This window comes from Streptomyces sp. AA1529 (assembly GCF_000280905.1).
GTDB lineage: Bacteria > Actinomycetota > Actinomycetes > Streptomycetales > Streptomycetaceae > Streptomyces.
The window spans coordinates 38411-56405 of the sequence record NZ_ALAP01000107.1; the positions used below are offsets into that span (position 1 = coordinate 38411).

The following is a 17995-nucleotide window of genomic DNA, read 5'->3' on the forward strand; positions in this document are numbered from 1 at the left end:
CCGGAGTCGGTTTAACATGCAACGAAATCCGCAGCTCTGCCGCTCCGCCCCCCGGGGTGACCTGCGACGTCACTCCCAGGGCAGCTCGGCGCGGCGCCGCCAGTAGACCTCCGGCTCCTCCACGAGATCGCCCGGCAGGGCGAGTTGGGTCTCGTCCAGGTCGACCGCGGTGGCCAGCAGGTTGGCGTGCAGCGCGCCCACGGTGGCGGCGCCGGAGAGCACGACCCCGGCCCACGGCTGCCGCAGGACGGCGGCCAGCGCGACGGCATCCGGAGTGGCGTCAGCGGCCTCTGCCGCCAGGTGCAGGTCGCGGGGCTCCTGACCCCCTGCCAGCCGACCGTTGGCCAAGGCCTCCTTGACCAGTACCGTCAGCCCCGCCTCGTGTGCCTCGGCCAGCGCGTCGGCGGCGGAGGTCTCCAGCAGGTTGTAGGTGCTCTGGACGGTACGGAAGAGCGGCTCGCCGTCCACCGTGACCGCCAGTGCCGCGCGGATGGCGTCGGCCTGCGCGGGACCGCTGGTGCTGAAGCCGACCGTGACGCCCTCGGCGGCCAGTTCGGCAAGCCGCTGATGCAGCGCGGTGTCCGTCAGCGCGGGGCTGTCCGGGGTCACCGAGTGGATCTGGTAGAGGTCGAGCCGGTCCCCCAGCAGTTCCCGGGTCTCCGCGAGCTGCCGTTCGAACGCCGCCAGGGAGTGGTCCTTGACCTCGTGCACCTCGGCGTCCGTACGCCACTCGCCCACATAGGTGTAGCCCCACTTGCTGCCGACGACGACGTCGGCCTCCGGGTGCTCGCGCAGCCAGTCCGCCAGGAACTCCTCGGCACGCCCGTAGGAACGGGCCACGTCGAGGTAGCGCACGCCCTGCGCGTAGGCGGCGTCCAGGAGTTCGTACGTCCGGGCCCGCATCGCCTCGGGGGTGCGCTCCGCGGGCAGGTCCGCCTCCCGGCCGAGCGTGAGGTAGGCGGGACGGCCGACGGCGGCCAGCCCGAGGCCGAGATGGGCCGTCGGTGTGGTGGCAGAGGCGAGACGGGCGAAGGACATCGGCTGCTCCCGGCCGGACGGTGTCGAAGGTGGCGGCTCCGGACGTTCCACGGTACCCGGCATACGCCTCCGGACCCCGCACCCGGTGCGGGGGCCCGGAAGTGTCGCCGAGCGCGCTCCGGCACCGGGCGGACGCGCACACCCGCACGCCGCCCGCGGACCGGGATCCGGAGGGGCGGCGAGCGGCGGTCGGCCGGTCAGCGCTTGGCGTCCGCCCAGGCGCGCTGCCCGTCCAGGTCGGCGCGGAAGTCGGCGAGCTGCGCGGCCACCGCGGAGGGCGCGGTGCCGCCCTTGCCGTCCCGTGCCGCCAGCGCGCCCGGCACGTTCAGCACCTCGCGCACCTGGGGGGTGAGGTGCGGCGAGAGCGCGGCGAACTGCGCGTCGGTCAGCTCGTCCAGCTCGATGCCCGTACGCTCGCACTCCTGCACGCAGGCGCCTGCCACCTCGTGCGCCACCCGGAACGGGACACCCCGCTTGACCAGCCACTCGGCGATGTCCGTGGCCAGCGAGAACCCGGCGGGGGCCAGCTCGGCCATCCGGTCGCCGTGCACCGTCAGGGTCCCCATCATGCCGGTGAACGCGGGCAGCAGCAGCTCCAGTTGGTCGATGGAGTCGAAGACCGGCTCCTTGTCCTCCTGCAGGTCCCGGTTGTAGGCCAGCGGCAGCGCCTTGAGCGTCGCCATCAGCCCGGTCAGATTCCCGATCAGCCGGCCGGACTTGCCGCGCGCCAGCTCGGCGATGTCCGGGTTCTTCTTCTGCGGCATGATCGAGGAACCGGTCGAGAAGGCGTCGTGCAGGGTCACGAAGGAGAACTCCTTCGTGTTCCAGAGGATGACCTCCTCGGCGATCTTGGAGACGTCGACGCCGATCATCGCGGTGACGAACGCGAACTCCGCGACGAAGTCGCGGGAGGCCGTACCGTCGATCGAGTTCGCCGCGCTGCCGCCCTCGAAGCCCAGATCCGCGGCGACGGCCTCCGGGTCGAGGCCGAGCGACGACCCCGCCAGCGCGCCCGAGCCGTAGGGAGAGACCGCGGTGCGGGCGTCCCACTGCCGCAGCCGCTCCGCGTCCCGGGCGAGCGCCTGGGCGTGCGCCAGGACGTGGTGCGCGAAGAGAACGGGCTGGGCGTGCTGGAGGTGGGTGCGGCCCGGCATCGCCACCTCCGGGTGCGCCTCGGCGAGGCCGACGAGCGCACCCTGCAGATCGGCCAGCAGGCCGCCGAGGACCCGGGCGTGGTCCCGCAGGTACATCCGGAAGAGGGTGGCGACCTGGTCGTTGCGGGACCGGCCCGCGCGCAGCTTGCCGCCGAGGTCCTTGCCCAGCCGCTCCAGGAGGCCGCGCTCCAGGGCCGTGTGCACGTCCTCGTCGGCGATCGTGCCCTGGAAGTCGCCGGAGGCGACATCCCGTTCGAGCGCGTCCAGGCCGTCGAGCATCCGGCTCAGCTCGTCGCCGGTGAGCAGCCCGGCCGTGTGCAGGACGCGGGCGTGGGCGCGGGAGCCCGCGATGTCGTACGGCGCCAGGCGCCAGTCGAAATGGACCGATGCGGAGAGCTTTTCGAGGGCCTCCGCCGGGCCGTCCGCGAAGCGCCCGCCCCAGAGGCGGACGTCCCCGTTGTCGGCGCTGTCGCTGTTCTCGCTGCTCACTGGTGGGTGCCTGTCCGTGTGGTGGTGGAGAGTGACCCTGCCCCGCCCTTCCGGACGAACGGAAAGGCGGGGCAGGGCCGACGAGCTTACGCCTGCTGGTCGCGCTTGGCGGCCATCTTGCTGCTGAGGCCGAAGATCTCGATGAACCCCTTCGACATCGACTGGTCGAAGGTGTCCCCGGTGTCGTAGGTGGCCAGGTTGAAGTCGTACAGCGACTGGTCGGACCGGCGGCCGGTCACCACCGCGCGCCCGCCGTGCAGCGTCATCCGGATGTCGCCCGAGACGTGCTGGTTGGCCTCGTCGATGAAGCCGTCCAGGGCCCGCTTGAGCGGGGAGAACCACATGCCGTCGTAGACCAGCTCGGTCCACCGCTGCTCGACCTGCCGCTTGTAGCGGGCCAGCTCGCGCTCGACGGTGACGTTCTCCAGCTCCTGGTGGGCGGTGATCAGCGCGATGCCGCCCGGGGACTCGTAGACCTCGCGGGACTTGATGCCCACCAGCCGGTCCTCGACCATGTCGATCCGGCCGATGCCCTGGGCCCCGGCCCGCTCGTTGAGCTGCTGGACGGCCTGCAGGACGGTGACGGGCTTGCCGTCCAGGGCGACGGGCACGCCCTTCTCGAAGGTGATGACGACCTCGTCGGCCTCCCGCGGGGTGGCGGGGTTGGAGGTGTACTCGTACACGTCCTCGATCGGGGCGTTCCAGATGTCCTCGAGGAAGCCGGTCTCCACCGCGCGGCCGAAGACGTTCTGGTCGATGGAGTAGGGCGACTTCTTGGACGTCGCGATGGGCAGGCCCTTCTCCTCGCAGAAGGCGATGGCCTTGTCCCGGGTCATGGCGTAGTCGCGGACCGGCGCGATGCACTTCAGCTCGGGGGCGAGGGAGGAGATGCCGGCCTCGAACCGCACCTGGTCGTTGCCCTTGCCGGTGCAGCCGTGCGCGACCGTGCCGGCGCCGTGCTTCCGGGCGGCGCTCACCAGGTGCTTGACGATGGTGGGCCGCGAGAGGGCGGAGACCAGCGGGTAGCGGTCCATGTAGAGCGCGTTGGCCTTGATCGCCGGCAGGCAGTAGTCCTCGGCGAACTCGTCCTTGGCGTCGGCGACCTCGGCCTCGACGGCACCGCAGGCCAGCGCGCGCTTGCGGATGACGTCCAGGTCCTCGCCGCCCTGGCCGACATCGACGGCGACGGCGACGACCTCGGCACCGGTCTCCTCGGCGATCCAGCCGATGCAGACTGAGGTGTCCAGGCCGCCTGAGTAGGCGAGTACGACGCGCTCGGTCACTGGCTTCTCCTTACGTGCATGCACTGACTGGTATAAGTATGCACTCCACCGTATGTTTCGTCAACGCGTGCCTGACCTGCGACAACGCGCACCTGACGGAGCACGCAGCCGCCCGGCACCGCCGGACCGGCCGCTCTGCCGCCGGAGGCGCCGGAGGGGAGGTCGAATCCGGGACCCCCTGTGCACGACGGTCCACCTGGGTGGGGTCAGGTGGCGTGCAGCAGCCGCGCTCCGGCGTGCTTCTCCTCCCGGTGGAGGTGCAGCACCTCGTGGAGGACGGCCTCCAGCTTCGGCTCCTCCTGGTGCTGGGCGCGGGTGATCTGGGCCCGGTACTGGTCGCAGTAGACACACGGCAGGTGCGCGCGGTCCGCAGCCTCGGGGTCGAGGTTGGTCACGGTCATGGCGTGTCGTGCGGTTCGGCGATCTCGACGGGCAGTGCGGAGCGGCGGTCGGGGCAGGCGGCGAGGAGTACGAGGGCGGCTTCCATCTGCTGGCCGCTGTCCTCGGGCATGCTGTTCAGCGGCACGGTGAACGTGGCGAGGTCGCGGTGGGGTCGGGCTGCTTGTTGCAGGTCGGCTGCGTAGCGGGTTCCGCTGCTGGTCGGCCAGGTCAGTTCCTGGTGCCGGGCGTGCCAGGCGAGGCGCCGCAGGCAGTCGGCGCGGGGGCCGGGCCCGGCGAGGTTCCACAAGGCGTGGAGGAAGGGGGAGCCGAGGCTGCGGCGGCCGTGCCGGTGCAGGTGCTCGCGCAACTGGCGGCGCAGGGACTGGAGGGGGCTGTCGGGGTTGTCAGGCACGGGGGGTGTCCTTCGGGGAGTCGCACTCGCGGCAGCGGATGCTGACGACGCGGCCGTGGCCGTCGGTGTCGGACGCGGGGCTGAGCGGCTTCTTGCAGCGCGGGCAGGTGCCGTACCAGGTGCCGCGGCGGGCCGTGGACGTTGCGGGTTCAGTCGGCATGGCGGGCGTCCCCTGGTCGGCAGCGCGGACATGCGCAGGGCGGCCACGTCGAGCTGACGGGGGTGCGTCCGCCGCCGCGGAGTGTGCGCCGTGGGGTCCAGGTGCGGCCGCCGTCGCGGGAGACGCGCAGGCGCAGCCGGCTCACCGCCGGGCTCCCACGCGGTGGGGGACCGCGGCGTCGTAGGCGGCCCGCTGGGATGCCTCGGCCTCGGTCAGGTTCTCGACCCGGGCCGTCCACTCCGCGCCGTGCGGGGTGACGAGCCGGACCTGCCCGGCGTCCAGGACGGTCTGCACCCGGCCCACCCACGCGGGCTCCGGCGGCATCCTCTGCCGGGTGGCCTCGTCCACCACGTAGTCGCCCCGCCCATAGCGGGCGGCACCCGCGGTCATCGCACGGCCAGGGATTGGCTTTTGCCGCATACGGCCACTGGCCAACTTCGGGTCCGGACGCCGTAGGTCATCTGCATCGCGCCTGCGGGCGACAGTTCACCGTGCACGACCCCGCGCACTATGCACGCCTCGCCATGGAGACGGGCGGTATTGATCGCCAGTTGGGCAACGCCCTTCAGTGACCTGTTCTGGAGCATTCCACAGCCCATCTGCGTGCGGGTTTGGGACACTCAGATGGTGCAGTGGAAGAGTGGCGACAACTGCTACATGGTGTGGCAGCTCCGCTCACTAGGTCATACCGCGCGACACCAGAGCGCGTAGTTGGAGATATCCTCACGATCGGCACGCTTCAACCGGCGCAGTGTGGCGATGTCCTCACGAACCCACCTGTGATCACGCACATGCTGAGGGGCGATCCGCCGCGCCAGCTTCAACGACTCGAACGCGTCATCCACCAGACCAGCCCACAGCTGAGCACGGGCAACCTCGATGTGGAAACCCGAGCGGCGTTCGGCAGGGAGGTCGCGCGCAGGGGCCCATCTGTGCGCGATATCCAGCGCCCGCTGAAGGTGCTGACCCCCCAGGCTCACGGCCAGAGACACCTCGTGCACGCGAACCGAGGAAGGACCGAATGCGGTGCCGTAATAGAGCCCTTCGGATACCGCATCAGCACATCGGCGAGCCGCGCCGATGTGCAGCATGGCCGCGTCTTCACGCCTTGCGCGACCCGCGATGACTGCTGCCCGCATATGGAGCGCCCCGCGAGTCGCCGTCACCGTGTCTTTCCTCGTCCGAGGTGCGGTATCCAAGGCGTTCTCCAGCGCACGTAATCCTGGGCCGTGAGCCTGAGCAGCGAAGAACGTCTCGCAGCGCACGTAGGCGACAGTCACATCGAGCAGCGGATCCTCTGCCGTCGGCGCAGCCCACCTCATGAGTTCCACCAACCGCGCCGACAGATCCTGGTAGCCGAACTTGTAGGCCACCGCGTCTGCTGTGCGATACGCCGCGACCAGAAGCCGGGCGACCTCCGGTCGGTCAGCGCCACTCGCTCCGTCCAGCGCCCTTGCAAGCTCTTCCAGAAGCCCCGGCAGATTGCGGGCGATGCGCAGGTACTGGGCCCCGACCCGCCAGTCGACCGCCTCTGACACCGCCGCGCGCAGCTCATCGAGGGAGCGCACTGGCCCGTCCTCCGGCAGGTCATACGTTGCGATCACCCGGGACAGCGCAGGGATCTCGTCGTGCACGCGGGAATCAGTGTGCCCACGGTGCCCCAGCAGGCGCGCCGGATCCACGCTCAAGGCCGCGGCCAGCGCATCGAGGACATCGTCCCCCGGCATCCGCGCACCTCGCTCGATCGCGCGCACCGTGCTGTAGGAGACGCCCGCCGCATCGGCCAGTCCCTTCTGCGTCAAGCGGACGAGTCGACGGGCAGCAGCGATGCGCTTCCCCATCTCGTAGCGCGGGTCCACGGGCATGCTGGTACTCCGTTCCGTGCAGCCACAGAGAACGGTAGCGGTTGGCGCCCCTTCAGATGGAGCCTTCGGTGGGACACCACGTCTCATAAGAGGCCAATGTCTCGGGCAAGTCGAGAATGCTGCCGACGCGGAAGTCCGGTGCCGGGTTGTCCACGTCCGCCCACAAGTGGCCCCAGGGGCCGCGGCGAAGCAGGCAGGTGCGCAGTCCCGCGTGTGCGGCCGGCGCCACATCGTTCGCCGGATGGTCGCCCACGTACAGAGTGGCGGCCGGTTCGCTTCCCGCCGTCGCCAGAACGCGCTCGAAGAAGGCCGCGGCAGGCTTCGCGCACCCCCACTCACCGGACGTGGAGATCGTGTCGGCCGGAAGGTCGAGGCTCCGCAACAGCCGGCCGGCACGGGCTGTCTGATTCCCGGCGATGTGCACCCGGTAGCCGGCAGAGCGGAGGGCTGCCAGGCCCGGCCGCACGTCGCTGTACAGATCTGAATCGTCGAGGATCTCGCCTAGACCAGCAGCCTCCATCGCTGCCCGCTCCGAGGCCAGATCCATGCCAGGGCGGAGCAATCGGATGGCGTCAGCGTTGTCCCGCCCCTGGGCGACAACTGCCCCGACGAGGGCTGAGAGCGTATGCCGCGGGACGTCGAGCCAGTCGGCCCAGCGCCCCCAGTGGCGGTCGTCGCGGGTGAGGGTCTCGCCGACATCGAAGACGATGCTGGTAATCATCAGCGTCAGCCTACGGGTGCCCTGCCTTGCGGTGGGGTGCACCCGGGACCGCAAGGACCGGGCGCTGCGGCGCGCGGCGGTGTCCCGCGGGCCCACCCTCGGGCGGATGCACGATGACCGGTGCCCGTTGGGACACGCCCCTCGCTCAGCCTCGCCCGCCCAGCACCTCCTCCAGTACCCGGGTGTGGGCGAGCGAGAGGTCCTTGGATGCCGTCAGCAGGGTGAGCACCCGGGCGCCGGAGGCCGCCCGGAGGAGTTCGTCGAGGCCCTCGGCGCCCGCATCCGTGGCCAGCTCGGCGCGGTAGCGCTCGGCGAACCCCGCGAAGCGCTCCGGGGTGTGTCCGTACCACTTGCGCAGCTCGGCGCTGGGGGCGACCTGTTTGCACCAGGCGTCCAGTGCGGCCTCCTCCTTGCGCAGCCCGCGCGGCCAGAGGCGGTCCACGAGGACGCGGGCGCCGTCCGCGGCGGGCTCGGGCGCCTCGTAGACGCGGCGGACCCGGATCTTCGGCTTCTTCTCGGCAGCCATGGGGCCAGGGTGCGGCCGATCACCCGGCCCCCGCATGTTGACAACGTTCACATTGTTGATTCCGGGTTCCCGCCCTGACCGCCGGGCCGGACCGTGGGCGAGGCGGGCTGCGCACGGGCGCGGGAGCTGAACCGGCCCGTCCTCTCGGCGTGATCGCCTCCGGACTGCTGCCCACACAGTCCACGCAGTCCACGCTGGGCATCCTCACCGTCCGCGCGCCCGGGCCGCGGTGAACCGGGCCGGGTGAGCGTGTCCCGGGCACCGCTCCCCCGGTCGCCTCCCCGGCGGCGGCGTCCGGAGCGCGCCGGAATGCCCCGGCGTTCGCGATCACATCGCGAGACAGCTCTTGCCAACCGGCCCCACCAGGGCGTTCTCTCTGCGGGTGCGAACCGGACAGCAGAACACCCCGCCCGACTCCGACGACTCCCCCGAGACGGCCGCCGAGCAACGCGGAGCGCGCCGTGCGGTGACGCTCTTCCCGCTCCTGGTCCTGCTCGCGGGCGCGCTCGGCCTGCTCAGTCCCGGCAGCTTCACGGGCGGCGCCGAGGCGGTGCCCTACCTGCTCGGGGTCGTGATGTTCTGCATGGGGCTCACGATGACCGTGCCGGACTTCCGGAGCGTCGTCCGCCGTCCCTGGGCGGTCGCGCTGGGGCTGGCGGCCCAGTACCTCGTGATGCCGGGGCTGGGCTGGCTGGTCGCGCAGGGCCTGGGCCTGTCCCCGCAGCTCGCCGCCGGGCTGATCCTGGTCGGCTGCTCACCGGGCGGGACGGCGTCGAACGTCGTGACCTATCTGGCGCGCGGCGACGTGGCGCTCTCGGTCTCGGTCACCTCGGTCTCCACGTTCGTCGCGCCGCTGCTGACTCCGCCGCTCACGCTGTTCCTCGCGGGCGAGTTCCTGCCCGTGGACACCGGCTCGATGGTCGGCGACATCGTCAAGACGGTGCTGCTGCCGGTCCTCGGCGGGCTGCTGGTCCGGCTGCTCGCCGGGCGCGCCGTCGAACGGGCGCTGCCCGCGCTGCCCTGGCTGTCCACGGCGACCATCGCCGTCATCGTCACCATCGTGGTGGCGGGCAGCGCGGGCACCATCAAGTCGGCGGCGGCGCTGGTGTTCCTGGCGGTGGTGCTGCACAACGGGCTGGGGCTGGCGCTCGGTTACACCGTGGGGCGGCTGTCCCGGCTCGGCGAACCGGCCGGGCGCGCGCTGGCCTTCGAGGTCGGCATGCAGAACTCGGGGTTGGCCGCCTCGCTGGCGGCGGCGCACTTCAGTCCGCTCGCGGCGCTGCCGGCCGCTGTCTTCTCCGTGTGGCACAACGTCTCGGGCGCGCTGGCCGCCGCCTGGTTCGCACACCGCGACCGGAGCGCCGCGGCGCGGACGCGCACCGGCGCGGGCCGCCCGGCGGACTCCGGAGCGGCGGACCCTGCCGGCTCCGCGGACTCCGTCCCGGCCGATTCCGGCCCGGCGGCAGCGGGCGGAGCCGACAACGCGGAGCCGGCCGCCGGACCGCACTCCGCGGGGTGAGCGTGCCGTCCCGGCCCGCTCGGCGGTCGGCGCTCAGCGCTCCTTCTGCGCCAGCGCCAGCAGATGGTCGGCCAGCGCCTGGCCGCCCTCGGCGTCGCGGCTGATCAGCAGCAGGGTGTCGTCACCGGCGATGGTGCCGATGATCTCGTGCACGCCGGCCTGGTCGATGGCGGAGGCGAGGAACTGCGCGGCGCCGGGCGGGGTGCGCAGGACGACGAGGTTGGCGGACGCCTCGGCGGAGATGAGGAGTTCGCCGGCCAGCCGGGCCATCCGGGCCTCGGTGGCCGACTCGCCCAGCGGAGCACGCGGGGTGGGGTCCCCGCCCTCGGCGGGGACCGCGTAGATCAGCTCGCCCCCGGTGTTGCGGATCTTGACGGCGCCCAGCTCGTCGAGGTCCCGGGAGAGGGTGGCCTGGGTGACCGTGAGCCCGTCGTCGGCCAGGAGCTTGGCGAGCTGGCTCTGCGAGCGGACCGGCTGCCTGCTGAGAATGTCGACGATGCGGCGGTGCCGGGCCGTCCGGGTCTGCGGGACGGCCTGTCCCCCGTGCTGCTCCTCGGTCATCGTGCGCGTACCCCTCTGGTTCGTCTGCCTTCGGATCATCCTCTGCCGGCCGCGGCGCCGGACGCTGCCGCGTCGAGGACGGCGGGCAGCGCGCTGACGAACGCGTCCGCCTCCTCCTCGCCGACGATCAGCGGCGGAGCGAGCCGGAGGACGTCCGGAGCGACCGCGTTCACCAGGAAGCCCGCGTCCTGCGCCGCCTGCTGCGCGTGCGGCGCGACCGGCTCGGTGAGCACGATACCCAGCAGCAGCCCCGCACCGCGGACCTGCGCGACCATGGGATGGCCCAGCCCGGCGACGCCGTCGCGCAGCCGGGCGCCGACCCGCTTGACGTGGTCGAGCAGTCCCTCGGCGGCGATGGTCTCCAGCACCGCGAGCCCGGCGGCGCAGGCGATGGGGTTGCCGCCGAAGGTGGAGCCGTGCTGGCCGGGCTCCAGCAGTTCGGCCGCGGCCCCGAAGGCCAGCACGGCGCCGAGCGGCAGCCCGCCGCCCAGCCCCTTGGCGAGGGTGACCACGTCCGGCTCGACGCCCTCGGCCTGGCAGGCCAGCCAGTGCCCCGTCCGGCCGATGCCGGTCTGGATCTCGTCCAGTACCAGCAGCGTCCCGGTGGCGGCGGTGATCTCGCGCGCTGCGGTCAGATAGCCCTCGGGCGGGACGACGACGCCGTTCTCGCCCTGGACCGGCTCGATGATCACGAAGGCCGTGTCCTCGGTGACCGCCGCGCGCAGCGCCTCCGCGTCGCCGTAGGGGACGTGGGTGACCTCGCCGGGCAGCGGGCGGAAGGGGTCCTGCTTGCCGGGCTGGCCGGTCAGCGCGAGGGCCCCCATGGTGCGGCCGTGGAAGCCGCCGTGGGTGGCGACCATGCCGGTGCGGCCGGTGCGCCGTCCGATCTTGAAGGCGGCTTCGACGGCCTCGGCCCCGGAGTTGGCGAAGTAGACCCGCCCCGGCCGGCCCGCGATCTCCAGCAGCTTCTCGGCGAGCAGCACCGGCGGCTCGGCGATGAAGAGGTTGGAGACGTGGCCGAGGGTGGCGACCTGGTCGGAGACGGCCCGCACGACCGCCGGGTGCGCGGTGCCGAGCACGTTGACGGCGATGCCGCCGACGAAGTCGAGGTACTGCCTGCCCTCGGCGTCCCACAGCCTGCTGCCCTCGCCGTGGGTGAGGGGGATGCGCGGCGTGCCGTAGTTGTTCATCAGGGCGCCCTGCCACCGGCCGGTGAGGGCGGAGTTGTCGTGCGTGATGGTCATGCGGGGCCCTCCGCGTCGTCGTCCACGGTCAGCGGCGCGCCGGGCGGGGTGTGCCGCGGCGCGGGAACGGCGTCGGGCACGACCATCGTGCCGATGCCCTCGTCGGTGAAGATCTCCAGCAGGATGGAGTGCGGCACCCGGCCGTCCAGCACCCGGGCGGTGTGCACTCCGTTGCGTACGGCGTGCAGGCAGCCCTCCATCTTGGGCACCATCCCGCTCGCCAGGTCGGGCAGCAGCTTCTCCAGCTCCGCGGCGGTCAACTCGCTGATCACGTCGTCGCTGTTCGGCCAGTCCGCGTACAGGCCCTCCACGTCGGTGAGCACCATCAGCGTCTCGGCACCCAGTGCCGCGGCGAGCGCGGCGGCGGCGGTGTCGGCGTTGACGTTGTAGACGTGGTCGTCGTCCGCGCTGCGGGCGATGGAGGAGATCACCGGGATCCGGCCGTCCGCCAGCAGTGCCTCGATCGCCCCCGTCTGCACGGAGCTGATGCGGCCCACCCGGCCGAGGTCGACGGGCTCGCCGTCGACCTCGGCCAGATGCTTGGTCGCCGCCATGATGTGGGCGTCCTCGCCGGTCATCCCGACGGCCAGCGGGCCGTGCTGGTTGAGCAGGTTGACCAGTTCGCGCTGGACCTGGCCCGCCAGCACCATCCGTACGACGTCCATGGTCTCGGGCGTGGTCACCCGCAGCCCGGCACGGAACTGCGACTCCAGTCCGAGCCGGTCGAGCTGCCTGCTGATCTGCGGGCCCCCGCCGTGCACGACCACGGGGCGCAGCCCGGCGTGCCGCAGGAAGACGACGTCCTGTGCGAAGGCCGCCTTCAGCTCCTCGTCCACCATCGCGTTCCCGCCGAACTTGATGACGACGGTCTTTCCGTGGTGCCGGGTCAGCCAGGGCAGCGCCTCGACGAGGGTCTGGGCCTTGGGCAGCGCGGTGTGCCTGCGAGTGCTCGGCTTCCGGGTGCTCATGACGAGTACGCGCTGTTCTCGTGGACGTAGTCGGCCGTCAGGTCGTTGGTCCAGATGACGGCGGACGCGGCTCCGGCGTGCAGGTCGGCGGTGATGCGGACCTCGCGGAAGCGCATGTCGACCTTGTTCCGGTCCTCGCCGACGGAGCCGCCGCGGCAGACCTGCACCCCGTTGATGGCCACGTCCAGCGCGTCGGGGTCGAAGGCCGCGTCGGTGGTGCCGATGGCGGCCAGCACCCGGCCCCAGTTGGGGTCCTCGCCGTGCACGGCGCACTTGAGGAGGTTGTTGCGCGCGATGGTGCGGCCCACCGTGACGGCCTCGTCCTCGTCGGCCGCGCCGACCACCTCGATCCGGATGTCCTTGGAGGCGCCCTCGGCGTCCCGGACGAGCTGCTGCCCCAGGTCGGCGCAGACCGCGCGGACCGCCTCGGCGAACCCGGCCGCCTCCGGCCGCACGCCGCTCGCGCCGGAGGCGAGCAGCAGCACCGTGTCGTTGGTGGACATGGCGCCGTCGGAGTCGATCCGGTCGAAAGTGGTGCGGGTGGCGGCGCGCAGCGCGGCGTCCAGCTCCTCGGCCGGCAGGTCGGCGTCGGTGGTCAGCACGACGAGCATGGTGGCCAGGCCCGGCGCGAGCATGCCCGCGCCCTTGGCCATCCCGCCCACCGTCCAGCCCGCGGGGTCGGAGACGACCGCGGTCTTGTGCACGGTGTCGGTCGTCTTGATGGCGAGGGCGGCTTTCTCGCCACCGTGCGCGGAGAGCGCGGCGGTGGCTGCCTCGACTCCGGGCAGCAGCGCGTCCATCGGCAGCCGCTCCCCGATCAGCCCGGTGGAGGCGACGGCGATCTCGGCGGCGCTGTGCTCGGTGCCGGTGGCGGAGGTCAGCGCCGCGGCGGTGCGCTCCGCGGTGGCGTGGGTGTCCTGGAAGCCGGGTGCGCCCGTGCAGGCGTTGGCGCCGCCGGAGTTGAGGAGGACGGCGGAGACCCGGCCGCCCTTGAGCACCTGCTCGGACCAGAGCACCGGCGCCGCTTTGACGCGGTTGGCGGTGAAGACTCCGGCCGCGGCCTGGCGCGGCCCGGTGTTGACGACGAGCGCGAGGTCGGGGGACCCGCTCTGCTTGATTCCGGCGGCGATGCCCGCGGCCGTGAATCCGCCGGCCGCTGTGACGCTCATGGTGCGACTCCGATCGTGGAAAGTCCCAGTCCCTCGTCCAGGCCGAGGGCGATGTTCATGCTCTGCACGGCACCGCCCGCGGTGCCCTTGGTGAGGTTGTCGACCGCGCTGACGACGACGATCCGGTCCGCCTCCGGGTCCCGGGTGACCTGGAGGTGCACCGAGTTGGACCCCTGCACGGCGGCGGTGGCGGGCCACTGCCCCTCCGGGAGCAGGGTGACGAAGGGCTCGTCCTGGTACGCCTTCTCGTAGGCGGCCCGCACCTGCTCCGCGGTGGTGCCGGGGGCGGTCTTGGCGGAGCAGGTGGCGAGGATGCCGCGCGGCATCGGGGCGAGCGTCGGGGTGAAGGAGACGGTGACCCGGCGTCCGGCGGCCGCCGAGAGGTTCTGGACCATCTCGGGGGTGTGCCGGTGGGTGCCGCCGACCCCGTACGGACTCATCGAGCCCATGACCTCGCTGCCGAGCAGGTGCGGCTTGAGGGCCTTGCCGGCGCCGGAGGTGCCGGTCGCCGCGACGACCACGGCCTCGGGTTCGGCGAGGCCGGCCGCGTAGGCGGGCGCGAGCGCGAGGGAGACGGCGGTGGGGTAGCAGCCGGGGACGGCGATCCGCCGGGTGCCGCGCAGCGCCGCACGGGCGCCGGGGAGTTCCGGCAGGCCGTAGGGCCAGGTGCCGGCGTGCGGGGTGCCGTAGAAACGCTCCCAGGCGGCGGCGTCGGCCAGCCGGAAGTCCGCGCCGCAGTCGACGATCAGCGTCTCGTCGCCGAGCTGCTCGGCGACGGCCGCCGACTGCCCGTGCGGGAGGGCGAGGAAGACCACGTCGTGGCCGCGCAGCAGCTCCGCGGTGGTCTCCTCCAGTATCCGGTCCGCGTACGGGACCAGGTGCGGCTGGAGGGTGCCGAACCGCTGTCCGGCGTTGCTGTTCCCGGTCAGCGCCCCGACCTCGACCTGCGGATGCCCGGCGAGCAGGCGCAGCACCTCACCACCCGCGTACCCGCTCGCTCCCGCCACTGCCGTGCGCACTGCCATGAGACCTCCTCCTCGAAGGCATGACTATACGCAGGGCAGCAGTTTTATGCAATGAATCGTGTGATCAACCGCCCGAGGCCGACGCCCGCATGCCCGGCCGGGCCCACCATGCCGCCCGCGGCGTCCTGGAACACGTCCCGGCCCGGCACGGCCTCGCCTTCGGGCAGCAGGTGACCCTGCGCACCCTCGTCGCCGCCCGTACTCCGCTGACGGCGGACGACGCCGTCGCCCGGGTCCGGGGCTCCCTCAAGGCCGCTCCGAGTCGACATCCGCGCCACTCTCGACGCACTGGCAGCCAGGCAGTCGGTCCTCGCGGACGACGCGCTCCTTCGCCCCGCGGACGCGGGGCGCGAGCTGCTCGCCGCAGTCGGAGCGGAGACCGCGCCCCTCGCCGCCCGCATCTGGGGCGGGACACCGGACGAGGACCCGGCGGGCGCCGGCCGCGTCCTCGCGCCGGCCACCGAGCGGGCCGACGCGCAGCTCGCGGAGCTGACCGCCTGACCGCCTGACCGGCTGACCGCCGACGGCCGGGACGCCGCGCCGGTGGCCCGGAGTGTTCCAGCCGGCGTGTGCACGCCGGCCGGAACACTCCGGCACAGGGCAGCGGCGCGACCCCCGTCGGCCGCCGGTACCCGCGCAGCGCCCGGCCCGCTACCGCTGCCGGGTGGCCGGCCGCCGCTGCCTCACCCCAGGTGGCGGGTGAAGAACCGGGCCGCGGCCTCCCCGGCGAACTGCGGGACGCCCGTGTGACCGCCCATGTTGGCGTGCAGGGACTTCTCCTCGGAGCCGAAGGCGTCGAACAGGTCCAGGGCCGCCTGCCGGTCGTTGCCCTCGTCGTCCCACTGCAACAGGACGTGCAGCGGAACGGTGACCCGGCGGGCCTCCTCGAACATGACGCGCGGTATGAGGCTCCCGGCGAAGAGGACGGCGGCCGCGATGCGCGGCTCGACGACCGCGAGCCGGATGCCGACGGAGATCACTCCCCCCGAATACCCGACCGGGCCGCCGATCCCGGGCAGCGCCAACAGGGCGTCCAAGGCGGCCCGCCATTCCGGGACGGCCTCCTCGACGAGCGGGAGGACCAGGGCGTCGATGATCTCCTCGTCGACCGGACGACCGGCCTCCTTGGCCCGGCGCAGGTCGGCGCGGGCCTGTTCGAGCACGGGCAGGCGGGGCCGGTCGCCGCTGCCGGGGAGTTCGACGGTGGCCGTGGCGAACCCGTCCGCCGCGGCGTGCCGGGCCCGCGCCGCCAGCCGCGGGTACATCCTGCGCAGTCCGAGCGTGGGGTGGCCCAGCAGGATCAGCGGGACCGGTGCGGAGGCGGCGGTGGGTGTCCACAGGATGCCGGGGATCCCGTCGAGGGTGAATTCGCGTTCGAGGACGCCGCCGTCCAGGGGCTGTTCGGAGGTGAAACGCATGGTCGTGCCTTTCGGGAGTGCGCGTGATCGGCGCTCCCGGACGACCTATCGCCCGACCGTGACCCCGGAGGGGAGCACCCATGTCGAAACGTTCACGGGTACCACCTCCTCGCTCCTCGCACGGCCGACGGAAACATAGCAACGGCCGCGACGGGGCCGCCAAGGGTTTTCCGTGCCGGTGTCACGCGGGCGGCTGCGGGAGCTTGGCGGCCACGGCGTCGAGGACCCATTCCAGGCCGTTCGCGAAAGACGTCCCGGCGTCCACCTCCGTGCCGTCGTGCACGGCCTTGGCGAGTGCCGGGAAGCGGCCGGTGGCGAGCATCTTCGTCACATGCGGACCGTGGGCGCGCTGCCAGTCGCGGTCGGACAGGCCGGTGGCGCGCTCGGCCCGCAGGTTCGCGACCTCGCGCCTGATCGCGCCGGTGGTGTAGTCGCCGACGGTCTCCACGGCCCGCATGACGGTGTCGAGGCCGGCGAGGCCGTCGAGCGCCGACAGCCTGGCCTCGGTCACGGCGAGGCCGTTCGGACCGAGGGACGGACGACCGCCGAGCAGGTCGGCGAGCCATTCGTGGCGGAGCGCTGCCCGCCTGGTGCGGTGGGCGAGGACGCGCAGCGCCTCGCGCCAGTCGCCGGGCTGCTCGTCGGGGAGGATCTCGCCCTGCACCTCGTCCACCATGAGGTCGAACAGCTCCTCCTTGGTGGAGATGTAGCGGTACAGCCGCATCGGTCCGGCGTCCAGCCGGGCGGCGACCTTGCGCAACGACACCGCTTCCAGCCCGCCCTCGTCGGCCAGCGCGACGGCGGCGGCGACGATCCGCTCGCGGTCTAGCGGCACGGGGCGAGTCGGCGGTTCCGGCCGGTCCCACACAGTCATGGGGACACTCTACTGTTGCGATACGCCGTAGCGGCGCAATACAGTGTATCGACATGAGCTATCGTATCGCAGTGGCCGGAGGCGGCCCTGCCGGTCTGACCTTCGCCCGCGTCCTGCACCGCCACGGCCACCCCGTCACCGTCCTCGAACGCGACCCCTCCCCCGACGCGCGTCCCCCGGGCGGCACGCTGGACCTGCACGAAGGACTGGGCCAGCGCGCACTGGAGAAGGCGGGGCTGCTGGCCGAGTTCCGGACGGTGTCCCGGCCCGAGGGGCAGGCCATGCGCATCCTGGAACCGGACGGGACCGTGCTGCGCGACTGGCAGCCCCACCCGGACGAGCGGGCCAATCCCGAGATCGACCGCGGCCGGCTCCGCGACCTGCTGCTCGGCCCACTGGACGTGCGCTGGGGGCAGGGCGTGACGCAGGTGGTGCCCGGGATGCGGGACGGTGTACGGGTCCGCCTCGCGGACGGGCGGGAGGAGACGTTCGACCTCGTGATCGGCGCGGACGGCGCCTGGTCCCGGACCCGCGCGGCGGTCTCGCCGGTGACGCCGCACTACACCGGCGTCACCTTCGTCGAGACCTCCCTGGACGACATCGACACCCGCCACCCCGACCTCGCCCGGCTGGTCGGCGACGGCGCGATGGCCGTGTACGGCGTGAACCGGGCCCTCGTCGCGCAGCGGAACAGCGGCGGCCACGTCAAGGTGTACGCCCAGTTCCGCGCACCGCTGGACTGGCACACCGGCCTGGACCTCGCCGACGGGGAGGCGGTACGCGCGCATCTGCTGACGCTGTTCGACGGCTGGGCCGATCCCGTCCTCGACTTCGTCCGCCGCGGCAGCGCCTTCGTCCACCGCCCGCTGTACGTCCTGCCCGTGTCCCACACCTGGACGCACGTCCCCGGGGTGACGCTGCTGGGCGACGCCGCCCATCTGATGCCCCCGCTGGGGGCGGGCGCGAACCTCGCGATGCTGGAGGGCGCCGAACTCGCCGAGTCCCTCGCCACCGGTTCCGGGGATCCGGAGGAGGCCGTCCGCGCCCACGAGGAACGCATGTGGGCCCGAGCCGGCAGATGGGCGGAGCTGACCACGGCCGGCCTGGAACGCCTCGTGAGTCCGGACCCGGCCCGCGCCGTCGCCCTCTTCGACGAAGTCCAGCCGTCCTGACCGGCGCGGGCGGGTC

Annotated in this window: 19 protein-coding genes; 2 read left to right on the forward strand and 17 right to left on the reverse strand. The window is 72.7% G+C overall.

All coding sequences use genetic code 11. From position 1 onward, the window contains the following. Positions 1 to 69: 69 nt before the first annotated feature. The 10 genes from A949_RS0131535 to A949_RS0131580 form a co-directional block, all read right to left on the reverse strand. Positions 70 to 1038 carry an aldo/keto reductase gene (locus A949_RS0131535; RefSeq protein ID WP_019360054.1) on the reverse strand — a complete coding sequence of 323 codons (969 nt, stop codon included), beginning with the start codon at positions 1036 to 1038 and terminating at the stop codon, positions 70 to 72. A 197-nt stretch (positions 1039 to 1235) separates the two neighbouring features. After that, positions 1236 to 2681 (reverse strand): argininosuccinate lyase, encoded by a 1446-nt coding sequence (gene argH / locus A949_RS0131540; protein ID WP_019360055.1) that lies wholly within the window; start codon positions 2679 to 2681, stop codon positions 1236 to 1238. 86 nt (positions 2682 to 2767) lie between these two features. Further along, positions 2768 to 3964, reverse strand: a complete 1197-nt coding sequence (locus A949_RS0131545; RefSeq protein WP_019360056.1) for an argininosuccinate synthase — start codon at positions 3962 to 3964, stop codon at positions 2768 to 2770. A gap of 206 nt (positions 3965 to 4170) precedes the next feature. Continuing rightward, positions 4171 to 4365, reverse strand: a complete 195-nt coding sequence (locus A949_RS0131550) for a hypothetical protein (protein ID WP_019360057.1) — start codon at positions 4363 to 4365, stop codon at positions 4171 to 4173. Then, entirely contained in the window at positions 4362 to 4757 is a 396-nt protein-coding gene (locus tag A949_RS0131555) for a hypothetical protein (protein ID WP_019360058.1), read from the reverse strand. The genes A949_RS0131550 and A949_RS0131555 overlap by 4 nt, the downstream gene beginning before the upstream one ends. Then, entirely contained in the window at positions 4750 to 4917 is a 168-nt protein-coding gene (locus A949_RS38375; RefSeq protein ID WP_019360059.1) for a hypothetical protein, read from the reverse strand. The genes A949_RS0131555 and A949_RS38375 overlap by 8 nt, the downstream gene beginning before the upstream one ends. A 141-nt stretch (positions 4918 to 5058) precedes the next feature. Then, positions 5059 to 5337, reverse strand: a complete 279-nt coding sequence (locus tag A949_RS0131565) for a hypothetical protein (RefSeq protein WP_237735961.1) — start codon at positions 5335 to 5337, stop codon at positions 5059 to 5061. 263 nt (positions 5338 to 5600) lie between these two features. Then, positions 5601 to 6782: a helix-turn-helix transcriptional regulator gene (locus A949_RS0131570; RefSeq protein WP_019360061.1), complete on the reverse strand. Its 1182-nt coding sequence runs from the start codon at positions 6780 to 6782 to the stop codon at positions 5601 to 5603. Between the two features lie 52 nt (positions 6783 to 6834). Further along, positions 6835 to 7503, reverse strand: a complete 669-nt coding sequence (locus tag A949_RS0131575) for an HAD family hydrolase (protein WP_037708409.1) — start codon at positions 7501 to 7503, stop codon at positions 6835 to 6837. 145 nt (positions 7504 to 7648) lie between these two features. Continuing rightward, positions 7649 to 8029 (reverse strand): DUF488 domain-containing protein, encoded by a 381-nt coding sequence (locus A949_RS0131580; protein ID WP_019360063.1) that lies wholly within the window; start codon positions 8027 to 8029, stop codon positions 7649 to 7651. Positions 8030 to 8405: 376 nt separating this feature from the next. Between A949_RS0131580 and A949_RS35225 the strand changes: the two genes are divergently transcribed. After that, a complete protein-coding gene (locus tag A949_RS35225) occupies positions 8406 to 9548 on the forward strand; it encodes a bile acid:sodium symporter (protein ID WP_037708412.1) in 1143 nt (380 codons plus the stop codon). Positions 9549 to 9581: 33 nt separating this feature from the next. Here the strand turns inward: A949_RS35225 and A949_RS0131595 are convergent, their stop codons facing one another. From A949_RS0131595 to A949_RS0131630, 7 genes are all read right to left on the reverse strand, one after another. Next, on the reverse strand, positions 9582 to 10109 hold the full coding sequence (locus tag A949_RS0131595; RefSeq protein WP_019360065.1) for an arginine repressor: 528 nt from the start codon (positions 10107 to 10109) through the stop codon (positions 9582 to 9584). Between the two features lie 35 nt (positions 10110 to 10144). Further along, entirely contained in the window at positions 10145 to 11353 is a 1209-nt protein-coding gene (locus A949_RS0131600; protein ID WP_019360066.1) for an acetylornithine transaminase, read from the reverse strand. After that, positions 11350 to 12321, reverse strand: a complete 972-nt coding sequence (argB, locus tag A949_RS0131605; RefSeq protein WP_019360067.1) for an acetylglutamate kinase — start codon at positions 12319 to 12321, stop codon at positions 11350 to 11352. The genes A949_RS0131600 and argB overlap by 4 nt, the downstream gene beginning before the upstream one ends. Beyond that, complete coding sequence (gene argJ / locus A949_RS0131610) at positions 12318 to 13490, reverse strand: bifunctional glutamate N-acetyltransferase/amino-acid acetyltransferase ArgJ (RefSeq protein WP_019360068.1); 1173 nt, start codon at positions 13488 to 13490, stop codon at positions 12318 to 12320. Before argJ ends, argB begins: the two co-directional genes overlap by 4 nt. Continuing rightward, on the reverse strand, positions 13487 to 14515 hold the full coding sequence (gene argC / locus A949_RS0131615; RefSeq protein ID WP_019360069.1) for an N-acetyl-gamma-glutamyl-phosphate reductase: 1029 nt from the start codon (positions 14513 to 14515) through the stop codon (positions 13487 to 13489). The genes argJ and argC overlap by 4 nt, the downstream gene beginning before the upstream one ends. Before the next feature lie 683 nt (positions 14516 to 15198). Further along, positions 15199 to 15933 carry a hypothetical protein gene (locus tag A949_RS0131625; protein WP_019360071.1) on the reverse strand — a complete coding sequence of 245 codons (735 nt, stop codon included), beginning with the start codon at positions 15931 to 15933 and terminating at the stop codon, positions 15199 to 15201. A 181-nt stretch (positions 15934 to 16114) separates the two neighbouring features. Continuing rightward, positions 16115 to 16807 carry a TetR/AcrR family transcriptional regulator gene (locus A949_RS0131630; RefSeq protein WP_037708392.1) on the reverse strand — a complete coding sequence of 231 codons (693 nt, stop codon included), beginning with the start codon at positions 16805 to 16807 and terminating at the stop codon, positions 16115 to 16117. A gap of 53 nt (positions 16808 to 16860) precedes the next feature. Here A949_RS0131630 and A949_RS0131635 point away from each other — a divergent pair, with 53 nt between their 5' ends. Continuing rightward, entirely contained in the window at positions 16861 to 17979 is a 1119-nt protein-coding gene (locus tag A949_RS0131635; protein ID WP_037708395.1) for an FAD-dependent oxidoreductase, read from the forward strand. Positions 17980 to 17995 lie beyond the last annotated feature (16 nt).

Coding starts and splice junctions, on each gene's coding strand:
- A949_RS0131535 (WP_019360054.1), bottom strand. CDS start 1,038: ATGTCCTTCGCCCGTCTCGCCTCTGCCACCACACCGACGGCCCATCTC.
- A949_RS0131550 (WP_019360057.1), bottom strand. CDS start 4,365: ATGACCGTGACCAACCTCGACCCCGAGGCTGCGGACCGCGCGCACCTG.
- A949_RS38375 (WP_019360059.1), bottom strand. CDS start 4,917: ATGCCGACTGAACCCGCAACGTCCACGGCCCGCCGCGGCACCTGGTAC.
- A949_RS0131565 (WP_237735961.1), bottom strand. CDS start 5,337: ATGCGGCAAAAGCCAATCCCTGGCCGTGCGATGACCGCGGGTGCCGCC.
- A949_RS0131570 (WP_019360061.1), bottom strand. CDS start 6,782: ATGCCCGTGGACCCGCGCTACGAGATGGGGAAGCGCATCGCTGCTGCC.
- A949_RS0131575 (WP_037708409.1), bottom strand. CDS start 7,503: ATGATTACCAGCATCGTCTTCGATGTCGGCGAGACCCTCACCCGCGAC.
- A949_RS0131580 (WP_019360063.1), bottom strand. CDS start 8,029: ATGGCTGCCGAGAAGAAGCCGAAGATCCGGGTCCGCCGCGTCTACGAG.
- A949_RS0131595 (WP_019360065.1), bottom strand. CDS start 10,109: ATGACCGAGGAGCAGCACGGGGGACAGGCCGTCCCGCAGACCCGGACG.
- A949_RS0131600 (WP_019360066.1), bottom strand. CDS start 11,353: ATGACCATCACGCACGACAACTCCGCCCTCACCGGCCGGTGGCAGGGC.
- argB (WP_019360067.1), bottom strand. CDS start 12,321: ATGAGCACCCGGAAGCCGAGCACTCGCAGGCACACCGCGCTGCCCAAG.
- argJ (WP_019360068.1), bottom strand. CDS start 13,490: ATGAGCGTCACAGCGGCCGGCGGATTCACGGCCGCGGGCATCGCCGCC.
- argC (WP_019360069.1), bottom strand. CDS start 14,515: ATGGCAGTGCGCACGGCAGTGGCGGGAGCGAGCGGGTACGCGGGTGGT.
- A949_RS0131625 (WP_019360071.1), bottom strand. CDS start 15,933: ATGCGTTTCACCTCCGAACAGCCCCTGGACGGCGGCGTCCTCGAACGC.
- A949_RS0131630 (WP_037708392.1), bottom strand. CDS start 16,807: ATGACTGTGTGGGACCGGCCGGAACCGCCGACTCGCCCCGTGCCGCTA.
- A949_RS0131635 (WP_037708395.1), top strand. CDS start 16,861: ATGAGCTATCGTATCGCAGTGGCCGGAGGCGGCCCTGCCGGTCTGACC.